Genomic DNA, 17,112 nt, shown 5'->3' with positions numbered 1-17,112 from the left:
AGCGGGCCGCACAGTGCGGCGTTAGCGGGCATCCTGCCGTAAAAGGTGATGATATCCACGGTCAAACCATGCCAGGCCGTGCGTCTCATCGTTGCGCACCAGCGCCTGCACTTCGCAAAACAGAATGTCGTGTGTGCCAACGCTCACCACCTGCGCGACCTTGCAGTCGAACGACACCAGCGCGCCCTCTAACAGCGGGGAACCGCTGGCGAGCGTATGCCACTCGGCTGCCGCGAAGCGTTCTCCCATCGGCGTTTTGCCACCAAACAGCGTCGAGAGTGCTTCATGCCCGGCGGCCAGCGTGTTGACGCACAGATAACCGTTATCGCGAAAAATCGGCCAAACCGATGCCGATCGATTCAGGCATACCAGCAACGTTGGCGGTGTATCGGTTACGCTGCACACCGCTGAAGCGGTAAAACCGGCGCGTCCGGCGGGGCCATCGGTGGTGATGATATTCACCGCTGCGCCTAAGCACGCCATGGCGTTACGAAACGCATCGCGCTCCACAAGGGGTAAAATAGGTAGTTCGTGCACGCTCATCAGCGGCTCCTGTGATTAGCTGGCCGCACGTTGGGCAGGCGTAGCCGTATCGGCCAGCCAGCGCAACAGCAGCGCGTTAAAGTTGTCGGCATCCGTCACGCTCATGGCGTGACCGCCCCAGGCCATCTCAATCAGGCTGCCGTTGGGCAAGGCTTGCGCCAGCTGTGGCGAGCAGCTCCACGGCACCAGCAGGTCGTCCTGACTGCAAATCGCCAATACCGGCTGCGCGATCCGCGCCGCCTGCGCACGGAAATCGGCGCTTTTAAGCGCGTGTAAACGGCGCAGCAGATTTTCCATGCCCTGAAAATGGGCCACATGGTGCGCATCTTCCGCCGCAATACGCGCCTGATTACGCGCCAGCCATTCAGCGGGATACAGGAACAGCGGCTGCGCGCGTACAAAGGCTTCAACACCGACGTTCATCAACAGATCCTGACGCACCTGGAAGCAGCGCTGCGTATGCGCATCCAGCGACAGCCAGCCGTTGATCACCACCACGCGGCCCACGCGCGAGGGGAAATTCAGTGCCAGCTGCAGGCCAATCAAACCGCCAAGCGCATGACCGATAATGTCGTAATATTCAATGCCCCGTTGTTCCAGCGCGTCGGCCAGTTCCGCCGCCATCATCGCCATGCTGTAGCCATCCGGTAACGTAGCCGCGCTGCGGCCGGTGCCGCGCTGATCGTAGGTGACTACGCGATAATGCGGCGTCAGTGCTGCCAGCTGCGGCTGCCAAAAACCGGCTACGCCGCCTAAGCCCGAAGAGAGCACGAGCGTCGGCGCATCTTTATCGGTTAAACCCTGGATCTCCAGATGCATCAGGCCTCCTGCTTGCCGATGTGGGCAACCGTGGCGATTTCGATCAAGGCATCTGGCTTCACCAGTCCGCATTGGATACAGAAGCGCGCCGGTTTATCGCCGGGAAAGTATTCGGCATAAATCTGGTTTATCGCCGCGTAGTTGCTCCAGTCGGTGAGAAATATCGAGTTGAACGTCACGTCGTCCATGGTGCCGCCAGCGGTTTCAATCACCTTTTTGATGGTTTCCAGCACGTGGCGCGTTTGCGCCGCTGCATCACCCACGTGCACCACATTGTTGCTGGCATCGAACGGCAAGGTGCCGGAAACATACACCACGCCATCGGCTAAGGTGCCGGGCACGAACGGGGCAATCGGCGTACCGCTGCCGGGCGGAATAATCACACTCTTAGGCATGGCGAAATCCTCTTTTTATCGGTTTGCAGGTGCAACGGCGCATTAGCTTTTTAGCGCTTCACAGAACGTATCGGTATCGCTTACCCAGCCAAAAAACGTTTCGATATTAAAAATTGCGGCCTGCTGGGCGAACGCCGGACCCGCTTGATAAGTCGCGTCTTCCAGCACCACGCCGAAATACTCAAGGAAGAAGCCGTCGCGCAGCGTCGATTCCACGCAGACATTGGTGGCGATGCCGGTAAACACCAAATGGCGAATGCCGCGGCTGCGCAGCATGCTGTCGAGCGGCGTATTGAAAAAGCCGCTGTAGCGCGGTTTCGGCAGCACGATGTCGCCGGCCTGCGGTACCAGTTCATCCACCAGCGCATAATCCCAGCCGCCTTTCGACAGCAGCGTGCCCTGCAGTTCCGGACGTTTGCGCATGGTCTTCAGCGCGTTGGATTTGTGGAAATTGGGGGAACCGGCATCGCCAGCCTCCACGTATTGATCGTCCCAGCCATTCTGGAACCAGATGATCTGTATACCGGCGGCGCGCGCGGCGGTCACTGCCTGGTGAATTTTGGCAATTACCGGTTTAGTGGCAGAGACATCAAAGCCCGCCAGGTCGAGATAGCCTCCTTCGGTGGCGTAGGCGTTCTGCATATCCACCACAATTAGCGCACTTTGCGCCGGCGGCAACGCGATAGCTTCAGGGCGCGCAGGCAAAGTGATGTTCGGTAAACTTTCGGTATGGGCGCAAACAACGGTACTCATCAGGCAACCTCCTGCTGGGATGCAATCAAATTGTGGCGGCACTGCATTAATGGTTGGATACGTTCACCGAAATCTTCGATGCCTTGCAGGAAGTCGTCGAAGGTCAACAGCACGCCTTGCGTGCCATCGACTAATGCAACTTCATCCAACATTCGTGCCACATTGGCGTAAGAGCCGACTAATGTGCCCATATTGATGTTGACGGCGGAGGTGGGATCGGCCATCTGGCGCACGTTGGTGTCGCTGCCGGATTTGGTGTCCTGCTGGCTTTGGGTGGTGAGCCAGGCGAGCGCCTCTTCATCGGCACCGGCTTTGTAGTGCTCCCATTTGGCGCGTGCGGCGTCGTCGCTTTCGGCGGCGATAATCATAAACAGCACATAGGAACCGACATCACGACCGGCTTTATCGGCGGCCTGTTTCATGCGCGCGGCGGTAGGTGCGAAGGCGGTTGGTGTGTTGACGCCTTTGCCGAAGCAGAAGTTGTAATCGGCATGCTGCGCCGAGAACGCCATGCCAGCATCGCTCTGCCCGGCACAGATTACCTTCATCGGTTTTTGCGGCTGCGGGCTGACGCGGCAATCGTTCATGGTAAAGAATTCGCCTTTGAAATCGCTCTGGCCGGTGCCCCATAAATCGCGCAGCACGGTGACGTATTCGGTTAGATATTGGTAGCGGCTGGAGAAGTAGGCATCGCCCGGCCACAGGCCCATCTGCTCGTATTCCGGCTTCTGCCAGCCGGTGACAAGGTTGACGCCAAAGCGGCCATTCGAGATGGAATCAATGGTGGATGCCATACGCGCGACAATCGCTGGCGGTAACGTCAGCGTGGCGGCGGTTGCGTAGATCTCAATACGTGAGGTCACTGCCGCGAGGCCCGCCATCAGCGTGAAGGATTCGAGGTTGTGATCCCAAAACTCGGTTTTACCGCCAAAGCCGCGTAGCTTGATCATCGAAAGCGCAAAGTCGAAATGATAATGCTCTGCTTTCAGCACAATCGCTTTGTTCAGCTCAAAGGTTGGCTTGTATTGCGGCGCATGGGTGGAGATCAGCCAGCCGTTATTACCAATCGGGATAAAGACGCCAATTTTCATGTGAAACCTCTCTGCATTAGACGGGGATTGCTTCACGCGCTGCGCTGCTTCCTGCACGCATCCTACGGGCGGCGCTCGGTCACAATTCTGCAAAGGCTGTGCCACATTTTTAAAAGGCTTATACAACAATGTGTTAAAAATATTGGCGGTTTTAAACTGGAGTGATTGGTCCAAAACAGACCGTTTGGTCAAAAACTTCTGCACGTTTTTCATGCGCCGCATGGTCAAAAAAGGTGCAGATGGGCGATTAGGCAGGAAAGGAGGCCTTTGTTATGATGCATTTACGCAGTACGGATGAGGTAACAGTGTGAAAAGCGATGAAAAAAAACCAGGACGCCGCTCGCGTGCGGTCGCCGCAAAACGGGCGGCCATACTCGAAGCGGCCTTAGCCTTCTTCTCGCAATTCGGCATTCACGGCACCAGCCTGGATAAAGTGGCCGAGCGTGCCGATGTCTCCAAAACCAATCTGCTGTATTACTTTCCGTCGAAAGAAGTGCTGTATGTGGCGGTCCTGAAAGAGATCCTCGATGTGTGGCTGGCACCGCTGCGTGCGCTGCAGCACGATCACGATCCGCTGACGGCAATTCGCCAATATATTCGCCTCAAACTGGAAGTCTCGCGCGATCACCCGCAGGCCTCGCGCCTGTTCTGTCTGGAAATGTTGCAGGGTGCGCCGTTGCTGAAAGGTGAACTGGCCGGTGATTTAAAGGCGCTGGTGGATGAGAAGGCGGCGATTATCGAGCAGTGGATCGCCGAAGGTCGCCTGGCGGGCGTGCAGCCACAGCACCTGTTTTTCCTACTGTGGGCCACGACTCAGCACTACGCGGATTTCGCCTCGCAGGTGGAAGCGATTACTGGCCAAACGTTGCACGATGCGGCGTTCTTTGAACAGACGCTGGAGAATGTACAGCGCATGATTATTGAAGGGATCCGCGTGCGCTGATCCCGCTTTTTCAAGGAGAGAGCATGGATTCCTTATCGCAGCTGACGTTAGGTGCGGCAGTTACCGTCGCCGTGATGGGCAAACGCGTGCCGGTTTGGCAGGCGGCGCTGGTGGGCGCGATCGCCGGCACGTTGCCGGACCTCGATGTGTTTATCGATCACGGCGATGCCATCCGCAATATGACGCTGCATCGCACCGAAAGTCATGCGCTGATATTTCTCACCTTAATCGCGCCGCTTCTCGGCTGGCTGGTGGCGGGCGCGATGCGCAGTCGAACTCACTGGCGCGGCTGGACGCTGGCAATCTGGCTGGCGCTGGTGACGCATCCACTGCTGGATCTTACTACCGTTTACGGCACCCAGCTGGGTCTGCCGCTTACCGATTTCCCCTATGCTATTGGCAGCATGTATATCGTCGATCCGCTCTATACCTTGCCATTGTTAATTGCACTGCTGATCGCCCTGTGGCGACGTGATGCCGTGGGCTTGCGCTGGAATCGGATGGGATTATTAGTGAGTACGCTGTATCTCGGCTGGAGCATGGTGGCACAACACATCGCCACGCAGCACATTGAGCAGGATTTGGCGCAACAAGCGGTGCAGCCTGAGCAGGTTCTGGTGACGCCGACGGCGTTTAATACGCTGGTGTGGCGCACGGTGATTATGACGCCGGATCGTTATGGCGAAGCGTATTGGTCGCTGTTATCACCGGGTCGCCCGCTGCACATAAGCTGGCACGATCGTCAACCTGAATTGTTTGTCCCGTTTAAAGGCCAATGGCACGCCGAACGCGTGGCGTGGTTTAGCCATGGTTTCTACGCGATGCAGCAGCAGGGCGAGCGAACGTTGATTAGCGATTTGCGCATGGGGGAAGAACCGAATTACACCTTCACCTTCAATCTGGGATCGCCGCAGTCGCCTGAGGTGGCGCCACAGCGTGAACCTTCGCTGCGTCCCGCTTTAGGCGAAGCGTGGCGAAAATTGCTAGAGAGGTTATAACGAGAAAGGCCCGGTGAAATCACCGGGCCTTTGGCTGTGAAAATCAAGCCTTACGACGACGCAACAACCATCCCATCGTCAGAATCACAAACCACAGCGGCGTCACCATCAGCGCCTGACGGGTATCTTCCTGCAACGTGAGCAGCACCAGTACAAAGGCAAAGAACGCCATGCAGACCCAGCACATAAATTTACCCAGCGGCATTTTGAATTTCGATTCCGCATGACGCTGCGGATGCTGCTTACGGTATGCCAGATAGCTGCACAGGATGATGGTCCAGACAAACATAAACAGAATGGCCGACACCGTGGTGACCATGGTAAATACGGTCATCACATCCGGAATCAGATAAATCAGCGCCACGCCCGCCAGCAGGCACAGGCAGGAGAAGAACAGACCGGTCGTCGGCACCGCACGCGCCGAGAGGCGGCCAAAGGCTTTATGCGCCACGCCCTGTTCTGCCAGGCCATACAGCATACGGCTGGTAGAGAAGATGCCGCTGTTCGCGGACGAGGCCGCAGATGTCAGCACCACGAAGTTAACGATGCTGGCCGCGGCAGGCAGGCCAATCAGCACAAACATCTCAACGAACGGGCTGCGATTCGGCAACACCTGATTCCACGGTGTTACCGCCATGATTACCATCAGCGCCAGCACGTAAAACATAATGATACGCAGCGGAATAGCGTTGATGGCACGCGGTAAGACTTTATGCGGATCTTTAGTTTCAGCCGCGGCGGTACCTACGAGTTCAATACCAACAAAAGCAAAAACCGCAATCTGAAAACCGGCAAAGAAACCGCTCAGCCCTTTCGGGAACATGCCGCCGTGATCCCAGATATTGCTCAATGAGGCGGTGCCGCCGTTCGGGGAGGGATAATGCATGCTCACCAGCACAACACCGGTAATGATCAACGCGACAATGGCGACGATTTTGATAATCGCGAACCAGAACTCCATCTCACCGAATAACTTCACCGTGGCGATATTCAACGCCAGGAAGACAAAGACGCACAGCAGGGCGCTCATCCAGATGGAGAAATCCGGGAACCATAGCTGGAAATAGGCGCTGATCGCCACCACGTCGGCGATGCCGGTCACCACCCAACAGAACCAGTAGGTCCAGCCGGTAAAATATCCCGCCCACGGTCCGAGTAAATCGGCGGCAAAATCGCTGAAGGATTTGTACTCGAGGTTGGAGAGCAGCAGTTCGCCCATGGCGCGCATGACGAAGAACAACATAAAACCGATGATCATATAGACAAAAATGATCGAAGGGCCGGCCAGGCTGATAGTTTTACCCGACCCCATAAATAGCCCGGTGCCGATGGCACCACCGATAGCGATTAACTGGATGTGACGATTATGCAGGTTACGCTGGAGCTTATCCGGCTGTTCGGCCTCAACTAGCGCCTCTTTCGATTGATCAACCATAAGTTTTTCTTTCCTGTCGGGATGTTGTGTCAGCTCTTTTGGCTGATAAGGTATGTGCCTTTGTAAGGGCAAGGGGCATAAGATAGTGGAAAGCCAGGCTGTTTCGGTAATGGTTTTTTACCTTTTGTGACCTTTTACGAGCTTTGCTCTGTCAGCAAATATTTACAGGGTATAAAGCAGCGTCATTTTGCGTAAATCTTCAACAAGTAAGACATTTACGCCGCTCTCCTGCCACGCGACCTCTACACTTGTTTATTCATTTCGTCAGGAAAAGTGAGGCACTGTGCGCGCTCTGTTCGCCGTGGCATTGCTGGCTGTTTGCGGCTGGCTCAGTTTACCGTGGTTGAAGATCCATCTGCCGCCGCAGTGGAATCCCTTTACGCCGCTTAACGTAACCGATCCGCCAGGTTGGATGACGCGCTACAAGCTAAAGAGGTTAAGTAATGATCCGGCTGCCTGTATGGCGGTGATGCGGCAGGCCAGCGAACAGCGGCTGGTGCAATTCCGCGCGGTGCCGCCAATGCAAGGTGATTGCCCCATTGAACAGCCGCTGCGTATTAGCGGTTACGGTGACGTCACCCTTAGCAGTAGCTTTCTTGCTAGCTGCCCGATGGCGGTGACCAGCACGCTGTTCGTGATTAATAGCCAGAACGCTTTGCGCCAGGCAGGTATCACCAGTCCGCTGAAACGGATTTCCCACGTAGGGAGTTATGCCTGCCGTAATATTTATCATCGACAGGAAGGAAGATTAAGTGAGCACGCCAGCGCCGATGCCTGGGATGTTACCGGCTTTCAATTGGCGAACGGTCGCTGGTTACAGGTAGGTAAGAACTGGCAGCAGCCAGAGGATGCTGCTGCAGGATTGCATGCGCTGTGGCGCAATGGTTGCGCGACATTCGGCAATGCGCTGGGGCCTGATTACAACGCCGCGCATGCCAGTCACTTCCATCTTGGCATGCGCGGGACCGGTTATTGCCGTTAGTTACACAACGGGATTAAGTCCACGTTTTATCAGAAAATGATTAGCTGGCCATGAGAAAAGAAAGCCAATCATTATCGCCAGTTGCAGCATAAACCAGAATACGATCAGCAGCGGGTTAATCTGCTGCGCAAGAACGAATTTCAGAGCCAATGCCATAAAGAAAAAAATCCCTAACTGGTATATCAGCACAGGGAAAACTTCGGTTTTCAGAGCGAGCAATAAGGCGCTATAAAATGAATGTTTTTCACGTTGGCGAATGGCGAGAAACTGGAAAAGTAATCCAATAAACAATGAAACTATCACGCAAATAATTGCTTGCATCCAAAGGGCAGGTGTAATTGCAAAGTGTTTCAGCAGCGTGACTATCGGGATTGTCATTATATCGCCGAATATACAAGCCGCTGCGGTTAACGAGGTGGAAATAAAAATGGTTTGCCAGTTCGTCGTTTTTTGCATTTTACGTGGGATCAGCAGCGCAATTTTCAGCTGATGAGAAGGTTTGCGGCCCAGATACCACCAGGCAAGCCATCCAATAAAAGGCATATACAAACCGGTTAAGGGCCAAATGATATTCATAACCGCAACCGGATGGGGATGGCGAAAAAGGTCTTTAAGAATCATTAGGGCAGTGCAACCGCCCAACACAAGGAAAGGTAATGCCAACTGGTTCAACATAGTCTGTTCCGCTGATTTTCCCAACTACCTGTGACAAAGCGCCTTTCGTACCCAGCGGCATTGTCTCCCCTTGCAACGGGTGATACACAACACTGTTCTCAAGTAATAAGCGTAGCCGCAAATTAGATTGAGATAAATCACACCGTGCGATGCTGCCTTACCTCATCCGCAGAAATAAGTGGAATTAAGATTAAGTTGAAACTCATTCTCTGTATAACCCCCTTTCTCAGCAAAAGAATCTGCTCCGACCTTTGATAATTTTAGTTAATGACGATGCTGAAATTTATCGGTTGGATGTTCATTTTCGATGAATAGGGTGATTGAAACTACTTCAGAAAAATCCTATTCTAATCTGATAAGGAATTAAAGTTGTGAGCTCGCTTACAAATAGCGTGAGCTGATTCCTTTTTCTGATGTTAACGCGTTGACAATAATAGGGTTTTACTCATTGCTTACAGGTTTGCTCTCTTTTCAATCAATATTTTTACTCTAGTTAATTTATTTTTTGCGTTAACCCGAACAAATTACAAGGCGTGAAAGCGTGAAACAGCGCTAAGGCAATAATGACGACCGATAATTATTTCGCCTGGCGAGGCGAAATGGAAAATGAATTTCAGGCAGTGACAGAAGTGATGCAATTGAAATCACTTTTACAAACCCAGATTGAAATGCTGGGTTTTGATTACTTTGCTTTTTTGGTCCAGCATCCGGTGCCGTTTACCCGACCACGACTCTTTTTGTTTAGTACGTATCCCGAAAGCTGGGTGAAACGCTACGAAACTGAGAACTATTATGCGGTCGATCCGGTGTTATTACTCTGCCAGAGACCGGGCAGAGGAGTGGAGTGGACGCACGATTTATTTACCAATGCGGGTAATTTATGGGCTGAAGCCAACGCTGCAGGTTTGCTAAGTGGCTTTTCCTGCTCAGCAATGGCACCAAATCGAACCATTGGTATATTATCTATTGCATCACAGTTTCACAGTAAGACTCAGCATTTGCGCCTACAGCTAGAAGTAAAACTGCATCTTCTGGCGGAACTGAGTTTGCGCGTGTTAGAGCGTCTTAACGACAATTCAATGGTCGTTTTATCGAGTGATTTTAGTCAGCGTGAGCTGGAAATCCTGAAATGGACGGCAGAAGGAAAAACCTCTGCGGAAATTTCACTTATTTTAGCAATATCTGAACATACGGTGAATTTTCACCAAAAGAATATGCAAAAGCGTTTTAATGTTTCCAATAAAACGCAGATTGCCTGTTATGCGGCAGCGATTGGCCTGATTTAGCGAAAAGGCAACTACCAATTTTAGTAGTTCCTTCTCCACAGTCAGTTGTCTACCCTGCGCGCAATGTTGCCAGGCTGGCTCAAATAAATCATTGCATACATGGGGATGTCAGAGGCGCATGATGAAAGTAATTCAAACACAGCTTAAGGATATGCCGTCCTCACTATTGGCAGAACTTGGAACGTATCGGTATAGCGTTTTTGCGCGCGGCGAAGGGTGGTCGATTCCACCAAGATTAAGTACGCCTGGGCAGGAATACGATCGTTTTGATCGTTCGGATGTGACCTGGCTGATCGCCTGGAACGCGCGTCAGGGGATATGCGGCTGTGCACGCCTGCTGCCATGGCATGAGCCTGAAGTGCCAGAAGGGTTTGTTCTACCCTTTGATCAGGAGAAAGTGTGGGAAATGTCGCGCTTTTCGGCGCGCCTTGAAGTGGATGCGGAGCTGCCGTTAAGCATTTTGTGGCACTCGGTACAGTTAGCCGAGTTGAGCGGGATGGAGTATTTAATCAGCTCGGCAACGCCGATGCTGGAGAAGATGTTTGAACAGCATCAAGTGGTGTACGAGCCGCTGTCTCCGGGCTTGATCCAATCAGAAGATAATCTTTTTGCTATTCGCATTCCGGTTGACCAACCGGCACTGGCGGAGAAATACCGCGGTACAAGACGCTTTAGCCCGGAAGAAGTGTTGCCGTCGCTGGGCGTATCGGTGAACTGGCAATCACACAGTTAAACACCCCGCGCATCGCGCGCGGGGCATACTGCTTATTGGCGGTAAGCGGTTTTGATCTGACGAATGGTGTTGTTAAACACTTCCGCCTGAGGCTTATCGCCTAAAGAGGCCTGTACATAACGCTCCATGTTGATGATCACCTTACCGGCATCGGCTTGACCCATTCCCTTCAGAATTAATGTCACCATCATCTTCAGACAGGCGACTTCGTCTGCCAGCGCTTGTGTCTCACGTGAAGTTGCAAAATCTTCATCACTCATAATTGGCTCCTTGGTGGTGTTACTCAATGGGGACACATTCTTCCTGTGCGTAAAGAAGAGAGTATATCATAGGGTTGTTCAACGAATTTAATGCAGACGAAACGGTAAAACTACGCGTGGGGTTTAATTGGACCTGGTGCTATTTTGCCGCTATTGAAAAGGGGGAGAAGCCGTTATTTATTCGGCAAACAGAAGAAAGCAATAAAATCGAGCTATAAATTATAACATAATGATATTAGTCACAATTTTACTTCATAATTTGCGCATGCTAATGCATTTTTCCTTAAATGCCTTTAACAGCCCAATGTAATTGATTTGCATCATTTCATTTGAGATTTATCTGGTGTGATAGATGTTTTTTCCACCTGAAACCCGGTAAGATGTTTCACCAATAATATATTTCCCTTCACTAACCTGCGGAGTACGTCCCGTTGATCAGCCTGCTTCTTGTTGATGACCATGAACTGGTACGCGCCGGTATTCGCCGCATTCTGGAAGATATGAAGGGACTTGTCATTGCAGGTGAGGTGGCCTGTGGCGAAGACGCCGTGAAATGGTGCCGCAACAATCCGGTTGACGTCGTGTTAATGGATATGAACATGCCCGGTATCGGCGGACTTGAAGCAACGCGTAAAATCGTGCGCTACAACCCTGATATCCGCATCATCATGCTGACCATTCATACCGAAAATCCTCTACCCGCTAAAGTCATGCAGGCGGGTGCTGCAGGTTACCTGAGTAAAGGCGCTGCGCCGCAGGAAGTGGTGAGTGCAATTCGCTCAGTACATGCGGGGCAGCGTTACATCGCCTCAGATATTGCTCAACAGATGGCGCTGAGCCAGATTGAGCCACAAAAAGCCGAATCACCGTTTAGCTGTTTGTCGGAAAGGGAATTGCAGATTATGCTGATGATTACCCGCGGGCAGAAAGTGACGGAGATTTCCGAACAGCTTAATCTCAGCCCGAAAACCGTTAACAGTTACCGTTATCGTATGTTCAGCAAGTTAAACATCAGCGGTGACGTAGAGTTAACGCATTTGGCCATTCGACATGGCCTGTTCAATGCGGAGCCATTAATCAGTAGTGAGTGACGTTTTCAATCCCAAAGCCTTTCTCAGCACCGTGACCAGTCAACCCGGCGTCTATCGCATGTACGATGCGGCCGGCACGGTGATCTATGTTGGTAAAGCCAAAGACCTCAAAAAGCGCCTGACCAGCTACTTCCGGACGCAGGTGGGCAGTCGCAAAACGGAAGTGCTGGTCAGTAACATCCAGAATATTGACGTCACCGTAACGCACACTGAAACGGAAGCACTGCTGCTCGAGCATAATTACATTAAGCTCTATCAGCCGCGCTATAACGTATTGCTGCGCGATGACAAGTCTTACCCCTATATTTTTCTCAGCGGCGATAGCCATCCACGTCTGGCGATGCATCGCGGTGCGAAGCATGCCAAAGGTGAATACTTTGGGCCATTCCCCAACGGCTACGCGGTGCGGGAAACACTGGCGCTGCTGCAAAAAGTTTTCCCTATTCGCCAATGCGAAAACAGTGTTTATCGCAACCGTTCGCGGCCCTGTCTGCAATATCAGATTGGGCGTTGCCTGGGGCCTTGTGTTGCGGGCCTGGTGAGCGAAGAGGAGTATGCGCAGCAAACCGATTATGTGCGGCTGTTCCTTGCGGGCAAAGATGATCAGGTGATTAATCAGCTGGTTAAACGTATGGAAGACGCCAGCCAGGCGTTGCGTTTTGAAGATGCGGGCCGTTTGCGCGATCAAATTCAGGCCGTGCGGCGTGTTACCGAGCGGCAGTTTGTTTCCAATCAAGGTGATGACCTTGACGTGATGGGCGTGTCATTTGATGCCGGCATGGCCTGCCTGCACGTGCTGTTTATTCGCCAGGGCAAAGTGCTCGGCAGCCGCAGCTATTTTCCTAAAGTGCCAGCGGATACTGAACTCACGGAAGTGGTGCAAACTTTTGTCGGCCAATTCTATTTGCAAGGCAGCGAAGCGCGCACCTTACCGGCTGAAATCCTGCTGGACTTTTACCTGCCCGAGCGCGAATTGCTGGCCGAGTCGCTCAGCGCCCTGGCGGGACGCAAAGTCAATATTCAGAGTAAACCGCGTGGTGACCGCGCGCGCTATCTTAAGCTGGCGCGCACCAACGCGGCGACAGCGTTGACCACCAAACTGTCACAACACTCTACTATTCAGCAGCGTCTGGCGGCGCTGGCGACATTCCTTGAGCTCGACAGCATCAATCGGATGGAGTGCTTCGACATCAGCCATACCATGGGCGAGCAGACTATCGCTTCATGTGTGGTATTCAACCGCGATGGCCCGCTGCGCTCGGATTATCGTCGTTATAACATTGAAGGCATTACGCCGGGCGATGATTATGCGGCGATGAATCAGGTGCTACGGCGTCGTTACGGTAAAGCGCTGGAAGAGGATAAAATCCCCGACGTCATTATCATCGACGGCGGTAAAGGTCAGCTGGCCCAGGCGAAACAGGTGTTTGCCGAGCTCAATGTACCCTGGGATAAAGATCGTCCCATTTTACTCGGTGTTGCCAAAGGCAGCGATCGTAAGGCGGGATTAGAAACCCTGTTCTTTGAAGCGGAAGGTGAGGGCGTTTCTTTACCTCCGGACTCGCCAGCGCTGCATGTGATCCAGCATATTCGTGACGACTCTCACAATCATGCGATTTCAGGTCATCGGAAAAAACGCGCCAAAGTGAAGAACACCAGTGCGCTGGAAAGCATTGAAGGAGTGGGACCAAAACGGCGCCAACAGCTGCTTAAGTATATGGGTGGGCTGCAACCGCTAATGAATGCCAGCGTGGAAGAGATAGCCAAAGTACCGGGGATTTCTGTCGCTCTGGCAGAAAAAATATACTACTCACTGAAACACTAACATTGAAACAGGGTGGGCAATGTAGGAACATACATGAAATCCTACTCACACCAGACAGTTACTGGCATATGCAATTTAACATTCCGACGTGTCTTACCCTGTTTCGAGTCGTACTTATTCCCTTCTTTGTCCTGGCGTTCTATTTGCCATTTCAATGGGCTCCCTTTGCCACTGCACTGATCTTCGTCATCGCTGCGGTAACTGACTGGTTTGATGGTTTTTTAGCTCGCCGCTGGAAGCAAACAACACGGTTTGGTGCATTCCTCGATCCGGTGGCGGATAAAGTGCTGGTGGCAATTGCCCTGGTGCTGGTGGCTGAGCATTTCCACGCATGGTGGATCACTTTGCCAGCGGCAACCATGATTGCCCGTGAAATTATTATCTCTGCGCTGCGTGAGTGGATGGCTGAGATTGGCAAACGCAGCAGTGTGGCGGTTTCCTGGATCGGTAAGGTAAAAACCACCGCGCAAATGTTCTCACTGTTTGCCTTACTGTGGCGTCCGGAGGCGACGGTAGTCGGCGTGGGTGTGGTTGCGCTGTATATCGCAGCGGTGCTGACTTTCTGGTCAATGTTCCAGTATTTAAGCGCGGCACGTGGCGATTTGCTCGATAGCTGATCGATGCGATTTAAAAAGCAGCAAACGGACGCAGTGTGTGGATAATTCTATTGACTCATTGCGTCAGATAAGTAGAATGCATCGCATCGAACGGCAGCTGGCCTGCAAGAAGCTGAATGAAATCAGCAGGTTTGATGAAGAAAGAACAGGATCGAGTAGTTGAGTTAGCAATGCAGTCGCAAACTCAAATACAGAGATTATGCGGGAATAGCTCAGTTGGTAGAGCACGACCTTGCCAAGGTCGGGGTCGCGAGTTCGAGTCTCGTTTCCCGCTCCAAATTTAGTAGTTCGTATCCAACGGATTACATATCAGATTAAAGGCGCGTTGGCAGAGTGGCCATGCAACGGATTGCAAATCCGTCTACCTCGGTTCGACTCCGGGACGCGCCTCCAATTTACACCCTGCCCGGGTGGTGAAATCGGTAGACACAAGGGATTTAAAATCCCTCGGCTTATGGCTGTGCGGGTTCAAGTCCCGCCCCGGGCACCATATTCAAAATACCTAATTAAAACAAAGCAGTATAAGCAATGTCGTAACCGCCGCCAGGCGGTTTTTTTGTGCATGGAATTTGCAGCTTAGCTGCGAATGACTACAAAATGACTACATTGCGTCTACGGCACTTTTTGCCCCCATAATTTCCCATTCAACAGACAAAAGAAAACCCGCTTTGCGGGCTTAATTTTACCACCAGGAAATTTGCTGACTTCCGCGCTGTGGATGCGGTGGGACAGATTTGATCTGACCTGGTGAAACGATTATCTGTGCCACAGTTTCATGTGATTTGAATGTGCAACTGCAGTTTATATTTTGGCACTGATGATAACGTTCCTTCGTTTCCTTCGAGATATAACGGCTCGATTTGGTGTGTGCTGCGTTCTGGCAAAGCGGACAATGCATCATATAAGCGCTACCTGAATGAATAATTAAGAGTACCGATTACTATTTTGACCATGACAGTAGGCATTTGCAAACTAATAACTAGTCATTTGTGAACGAGTCATACTCAACGTCATTAAGTAACACCTCAAAATCGAGTTGTGTGGTGTAGCCGTTGTTGCTCAGGCTATGCGTCACTTTACTAATGAGCCAAGGCTGCGCATCGATCACCGATTTAAAGCCGCTCACTTTGACCGGTGTCTCGGGATAGAGATCAGCTCGCCCCATTGCCAGCGTAAGCGAAAATTCAGCGACGCCACGTTGTAGTTTTTCCCACTTAGCTTTAGCGGCGCGCATCGCCGTTGCTTTGCTGGAATAGACTGTCGTAAGCGTAAACACGTTGTCTTCGCTGCCTGCCAGATAATCACCTTCTTTTGCTTCCGGTGGCTTAACAACTTTTGTTTTCGATTTCTTTGCTGCGGGATGTTCAAGCGCGCGAAGCTGGCGCACTTTCATTTTACGCTGCAGCTTCACTTTCTTTGGCTTTGGGTCTTTGGTGTGAAGCCAGCTTGCCGATACGCCGCTATAAGCGCCACGGTCAGCGATGCTGAAAGTATGCCGATCACCATCGTTACGTGTGATGGTCATTTGTGGGATGGGTTTGCCGCTAATGGTGACGCCATTACCCGGTCGGATAAATAACAGGCGACCGGCTTTTACTGCGGCCACCGCTCCATAGAGCGTGGCAAGGCGCGTCAGGAATTTGGCGTCGGTCTCTTGTGTCTGGTCAATATGCGCCACCGCAATCCCGGCAAAGCCATCGGCCAGCATGGGTTTAAGTTTATTGCGACCGGCAATCTGCGTGACAATATCGCCCAGGGTTGTTTCGTGGTAGGAAACTTCACGGCGGGAATTCAGCGAGCCGCGAAAATCAGCACTGCGGGCGCGAATCGTCATGGTGTCCGGCGCGCCGTGGTGCTCAACCTCATCAACGGTAAAACTGCCTTTACCGATAAGCGCTTGTCCTTTCCAGCCGAGAAACAGCGTTACTACAGCACCGCGTACCGGCATTGCCAGTTGACCGTCTGCGTCATCCAGCTCGACGTCGAGCTGGTCAGCCTCAAAGCCACGGTTATCGGTCAGCGTGAGCGATATCAGGCGATCCCGTATGTTCGTTGTGACATCCTTTGAATTTACCGTAAGCATAAAATCAGGTGTTAACCGCGCGCCCATCTGCACCGGCAGGCCACTGATACCCGTCATCCGATAAGCCCTCCCGCCTGTGAAATGAGACTGCCGGCAGCGGACTTAACATTATCGATCGTCGATGTTATCTGCCTTGGCAGATTGCCTACTCCGCTAATCAGTCCATCTGCCTGCTTTTTCAGATCACCAAACATCGAGGTAAGGGATTCATCCACGCGCAGAAGGCTAAGGGTGAACATGATTTTACTGGCGGCACCGTTGGGGAAAAATTCGCTGTGGGTATTGGAAATGCTTTCTATAACATACATGCCGTAAATCATGCCGCTGCCACCAATCAACGGCCATGCCATTCCCTGATCGGCAAGTAGTCTGACGGTCATCAGTGATACAGCGCCGCCGGTAATTTCCGGGCGAAGCTCGCCCGACAGCGTAATTTTCTCATCACCCGGCCCAATAAACTGCGCCGCCGGTCGCTGACCAACGCGGTTGTTAGTCGGCCAGCGATAATCGATGTTCTGCTGCAACTCGCCATAAGGCAGCGTCTGTCGCATAAACGGCATCATGCCGTAGATCATCATCATCG

The 17,112-nt window shown here is 52.3% G+C and carries 19 protein-coding genes and 3 tRNA genes; 11 read left to right on the top strand and 11 right to left on the bottom strand.

Annotated features, from left to right (window positions below; genetic code table 11):
• Nucleotides 1-21: 21 nt before the first annotated feature.
• The 5 genes from rutF to rutA are packed head-to-tail and all read right to left on the bottom strand — an operon-like array spanning nt 22 to nt 3,601.
• Nucleotides 22-543, bottom strand: a complete 522-nt coding sequence (gene rutF, locus AAGR08_RS11685; protein WP_345826928.1) for an NADH-dependent FMN reductase RutF — start codon at nt 541-543, stop codon at nt 22-24.
• Nucleotides 544-558: 15 nt separating this feature from the next.
• A complete protein-coding gene (gene rutD / locus AAGR08_RS11680; RefSeq protein WP_345826927.1) occupies nt 559-1,362 on the bottom strand; it encodes a pyrimidine utilization protein D in 804 nt (267 codons plus the stop codon).
• On the bottom strand, nt 1,362-1,757 hold the full coding sequence (gene rutC / locus AAGR08_RS11675; protein ID WP_097094309.1) for a pyrimidine utilization protein C: 396 nt from the start codon (nt 1,755-1,757) through the stop codon (nt 1,362-1,364). The genes rutD and rutC overlap by 1 nt, the downstream gene beginning before the upstream one ends.
• 42 nt (nt 1,758-1,799) lie before the next feature.
• A complete protein-coding gene (rutB, locus tag AAGR08_RS11670) occupies nt 1,800-2,510 on the bottom strand; it encodes a pyrimidine utilization protein B (RefSeq protein WP_097094308.1) in 711 nt (236 codons plus the stop codon).
• A complete protein-coding gene (gene rutA, locus AAGR08_RS11665; RefSeq protein WP_097097557.1) occupies nt 2,510-3,601 on the bottom strand; it encodes a pyrimidine utilization protein A in 1,092 nt (363 codons plus the stop codon). Before rutA ends, rutB begins: the two co-directional genes overlap by 1 nt.
• A 307-nt stretch (nt 3,602-3,908) precedes the next feature.
• Here rutA and rutR point away from each other — a divergent pair, with 307 nt between their 5' ends.
• Together rutR and AAGR08_RS11655 are read left to right on the top strand one after the other, a co-directional pair.
• Nucleotides 3,909-4,544: an HTH-type transcriptional regulator RutR gene (rutR, locus tag AAGR08_RS11660; RefSeq protein ID WP_345826926.1), complete on the top strand. Its 636-nt coding sequence runs from the start codon at nt 3,909-3,911 to the stop codon at nt 4,542-4,544.
• 23 nt (nt 4,545-4,567) lie between these two features.
• On the top strand, nt 4,568-5,542 hold the full coding sequence (locus tag AAGR08_RS11655; RefSeq protein ID WP_345826925.1) for a metal-dependent hydrolase: 975 nt from the start codon (nt 4,568-4,570) through the stop codon (nt 5,540-5,542).
• 43 nt (nt 5,543-5,585) lie between these two features.
• On the opposite strand, the gene cycA is transcribed toward AAGR08_RS11655, so the two are convergent.
• Entirely contained in the window at nt 5,586-6,977 is a 1,392-nt protein-coding gene (cycA, locus tag AAGR08_RS11650) for a D-serine/D-alanine/glycine transporter (protein ID WP_097094305.1), read from the bottom strand.
• Between the two features lie 283 nt (nt 6,978-7,260).
• Here cycA and AAGR08_RS11645 point away from each other — a divergent pair, with 283 nt between their 5' ends.
• A complete protein-coding gene (locus tag AAGR08_RS11645; protein ID WP_345826924.1) occupies nt 7,261-7,959 on the top strand; it encodes an extensin family protein in 699 nt (232 codons plus the stop codon).
• On the opposite strand, the gene AAGR08_RS11640 is transcribed toward AAGR08_RS11645, so the two are convergent.
• On the bottom strand, nt 7,960-8,634 hold the full coding sequence (locus AAGR08_RS11640) for a DUF4396 domain-containing protein (RefSeq protein ID WP_345826923.1): 675 nt from the start codon (nt 8,632-8,634) through the stop codon (nt 7,960-7,962). It lies immediately after the preceding gene.
• 563 nt (nt 8,635-9,197) lie between these two features.
• Between AAGR08_RS11640 and sdiA the strand changes: the two genes are divergently transcribed.
• A complete protein-coding gene (sdiA, locus tag AAGR08_RS11635) occupies nt 9,198-9,920 on the top strand; it encodes a transcriptional regulator SdiA (RefSeq protein ID WP_345826922.1) in 723 nt (240 codons plus the stop codon).
• A gap of 121 nt (nt 9,921-10,041) precedes the next feature.
• Entirely contained in the window at nt 10,042-10,653 is a 612-nt protein-coding gene (locus AAGR08_RS11630; protein WP_008102322.1) for an acyl-homoserine-lactone synthase, read from the top strand.
• Nucleotides 10,654-10,685: 32 nt separating this feature from the next.
• On the opposite strand, the gene AAGR08_RS11625 is transcribed toward AAGR08_RS11630, so the two are convergent.
• Nucleotides 10,686-10,913 carry a DUF2594 family protein gene (locus AAGR08_RS11625; RefSeq protein WP_345826921.1) on the bottom strand — a complete coding sequence of 76 codons (228 nt, stop codon included), beginning with the start codon at nt 10,911-10,913 and terminating at the stop codon, nt 10,686-10,688.
• 431 nt (nt 10,914-11,344) lie between these two features.
• On the opposite strand from AAGR08_RS11625, the gene uvrY reads away from it, so the two are divergent.
• From uvrY to AAGR08_RS11595, 6 genes are all read left to right on the top strand, one after another.
• Nucleotides 11,345-12,004 (top strand): UvrY/SirA/GacA family response regulator transcription factor, encoded by a 660-nt coding sequence (uvrY, locus tag AAGR08_RS11620; protein ID WP_097094301.1) that lies wholly within the window; start codon nt 11,345-11,347, stop codon nt 12,002-12,004.
• A complete protein-coding gene (gene uvrC / locus AAGR08_RS11615) occupies nt 11,997-13,829 on the top strand; it encodes an excinuclease ABC subunit UvrC (RefSeq protein WP_345826920.1) in 1,833 nt (610 codons plus the stop codon). Before uvrY ends, uvrC begins: the two co-directional genes overlap by 8 nt.
• Nucleotides 13,830-13,897: 68 nt before the next feature.
• Nucleotides 13,898-14,446, top strand: a complete 549-nt coding sequence (pgsA, locus tag AAGR08_RS11610; RefSeq protein WP_008102316.1) for a CDP-diacylglycerol--glycerol-3-phosphate 3-phosphatidyltransferase — start codon at nt 13,898-13,900, stop codon at nt 14,444-14,446.
• A gap of 201 nt (nt 14,447-14,647) precedes the next feature.
• Nucleotides 14,648-14,723: transfer RNA gene (locus tag AAGR08_RS11605), tRNA-Gly, on the top strand.
• A gap of 42 nt (nt 14,724-14,765) precedes the next feature.
• Nucleotides 14,766-14,839: transfer RNA gene (locus AAGR08_RS11600), tRNA-Cys, on the top strand.
• A gap of 11 nt (nt 14,840-14,850) precedes the next feature.
• Nucleotides 14,851-14,936 (top strand) — tRNA-Leu (locus AAGR08_RS11595).
• Between the two features lie 192 nt (nt 14,937-15,128).
• On the opposite strand, the gene AAGR08_RS11590 is transcribed toward AAGR08_RS11595, so the two are convergent.
• From AAGR08_RS11590 to AAGR08_RS11580, 3 genes are all read right to left on the bottom strand, one after another.
• On the bottom strand, nt 15,129-15,347 hold the full coding sequence (locus AAGR08_RS11590; RefSeq protein ID WP_154152917.1) for a DNA-binding transcriptional regulator: 219 nt from the start codon (nt 15,345-15,347) through the stop codon (nt 15,129-15,131).
• A 78-nt stretch (nt 15,348-15,425) separates the two neighbouring features.
• Nucleotides 15,426-16,586: a phage late control D family protein gene (locus tag AAGR08_RS11585; RefSeq protein ID WP_345826919.1), complete on the bottom strand. Its 1,161-nt coding sequence runs from the start codon at nt 16,584-16,586 to the stop codon at nt 15,426-15,428.
• Complete coding sequence (locus AAGR08_RS11580; protein WP_345826918.1) at nt 16,583-17,110, bottom strand: phage tail protein; 528 nt, start codon at nt 17,108-17,110, stop codon at nt 16,583-16,585. Before AAGR08_RS11580 ends, AAGR08_RS11585 begins: the two co-directional genes overlap by 4 nt.
• Nucleotides 17,111-17,112 lie beyond the last annotated feature (2 nt).

Origin of the sequence: Pantoea sp. BRR-3P, from assembly GCF_039621635.1 — a bacterium.
Classification (GTDB): Bacteria; Pseudomonadota; Gammaproteobacteria; order Enterobacterales; family Enterobacteriaceae; genus Pantoea; species Pantoea floridensis.
This window is presented reverse-complemented; position numbering and strand designations above follow the sequence as displayed.

Coding starts and splice junctions, on each gene's coding strand:
- rutF (WP_345826928.1), bottom strand. CDS start 543: ATGAGCGTGCACGAACTACCTATTTTACCCCTTGTGGAGCGCGATGCG.
- rutD (WP_345826927.1), bottom strand. CDS start 1,362: ATGCATCTGGAGATCCAGGGTTTAACCGATAAAGATGCGCCGACGCTC.
- rutC (WP_097094309.1), bottom strand. CDS start 1,757: ATGCCTAAGAGTGTGATTATTCCGCCCGGCAGCGGTACGCCGATTGCC.
- rutB (WP_097094308.1), bottom strand. CDS start 2,510: ATGAGTACCGTTGTTTGCGCCCATACCGAAAGTTTACCGAACATCACT.
- rutA (WP_097097557.1), bottom strand. CDS start 3,601: ATGAAAATTGGCGTCTTTATCCCGATTGGTAATAACGGCTGGCTGATC.
- AAGR08_RS11655 (WP_345826925.1), top strand. CDS start 4,568: ATGGATTCCTTATCGCAGCTGACGTTAGGTGCGGCAGTTACCGTCGCC.
- cycA (WP_097094305.1), bottom strand. CDS start 6,977: ATGGTTGATCAATCGAAAGAGGCGCTAGTTGAGGCCGAACAGCCGGAT.
- AAGR08_RS11640 (WP_345826923.1), bottom strand. CDS start 8,634: ATGTTGAACCAGTTGGCATTACCTTTCCTTGTGTTGGGCGGTTGCACT.
- sdiA (WP_345826922.1), top strand. CDS start 9,198: ATGACGACCGATAATTATTTCGCCTGGCGAGGCGAAATGGAAAATGAA.
- AAGR08_RS11630 (WP_008102322.1), top strand. CDS start 10,042: ATGAAAGTAATTCAAACACAGCTTAAGGATATGCCGTCCTCACTATTG.
- AAGR08_RS11625 (WP_345826921.1), bottom strand. CDS start 10,913: ATGAGTGATGAAGATTTTGCAACTTCACGTGAGACACAAGCGCTGGCA.
- pgsA (WP_008102316.1), top strand. CDS start 13,898: ATGCAATTTAACATTCCGACGTGTCTTACCCTGTTTCGAGTCGTACTT.
- AAGR08_RS11590 (WP_154152917.1), bottom strand. CDS start 15,347: ATGATGCATTGTCCGCTTTGCCAGAACGCAGCACACACCAAATCGAGC.
- AAGR08_RS11585 (WP_345826919.1), bottom strand. CDS start 16,586: ATGACGGGTATCAGTGGCCTGCCGGTGCAGATGGGCGCGCGGTTAACA.
- AAGR08_RS11580 (WP_345826918.1), bottom strand. CDS start 17,110: ATGATGATGATCTACGGCATGATGCCGTTTATGCGACAGACGCTGCCT.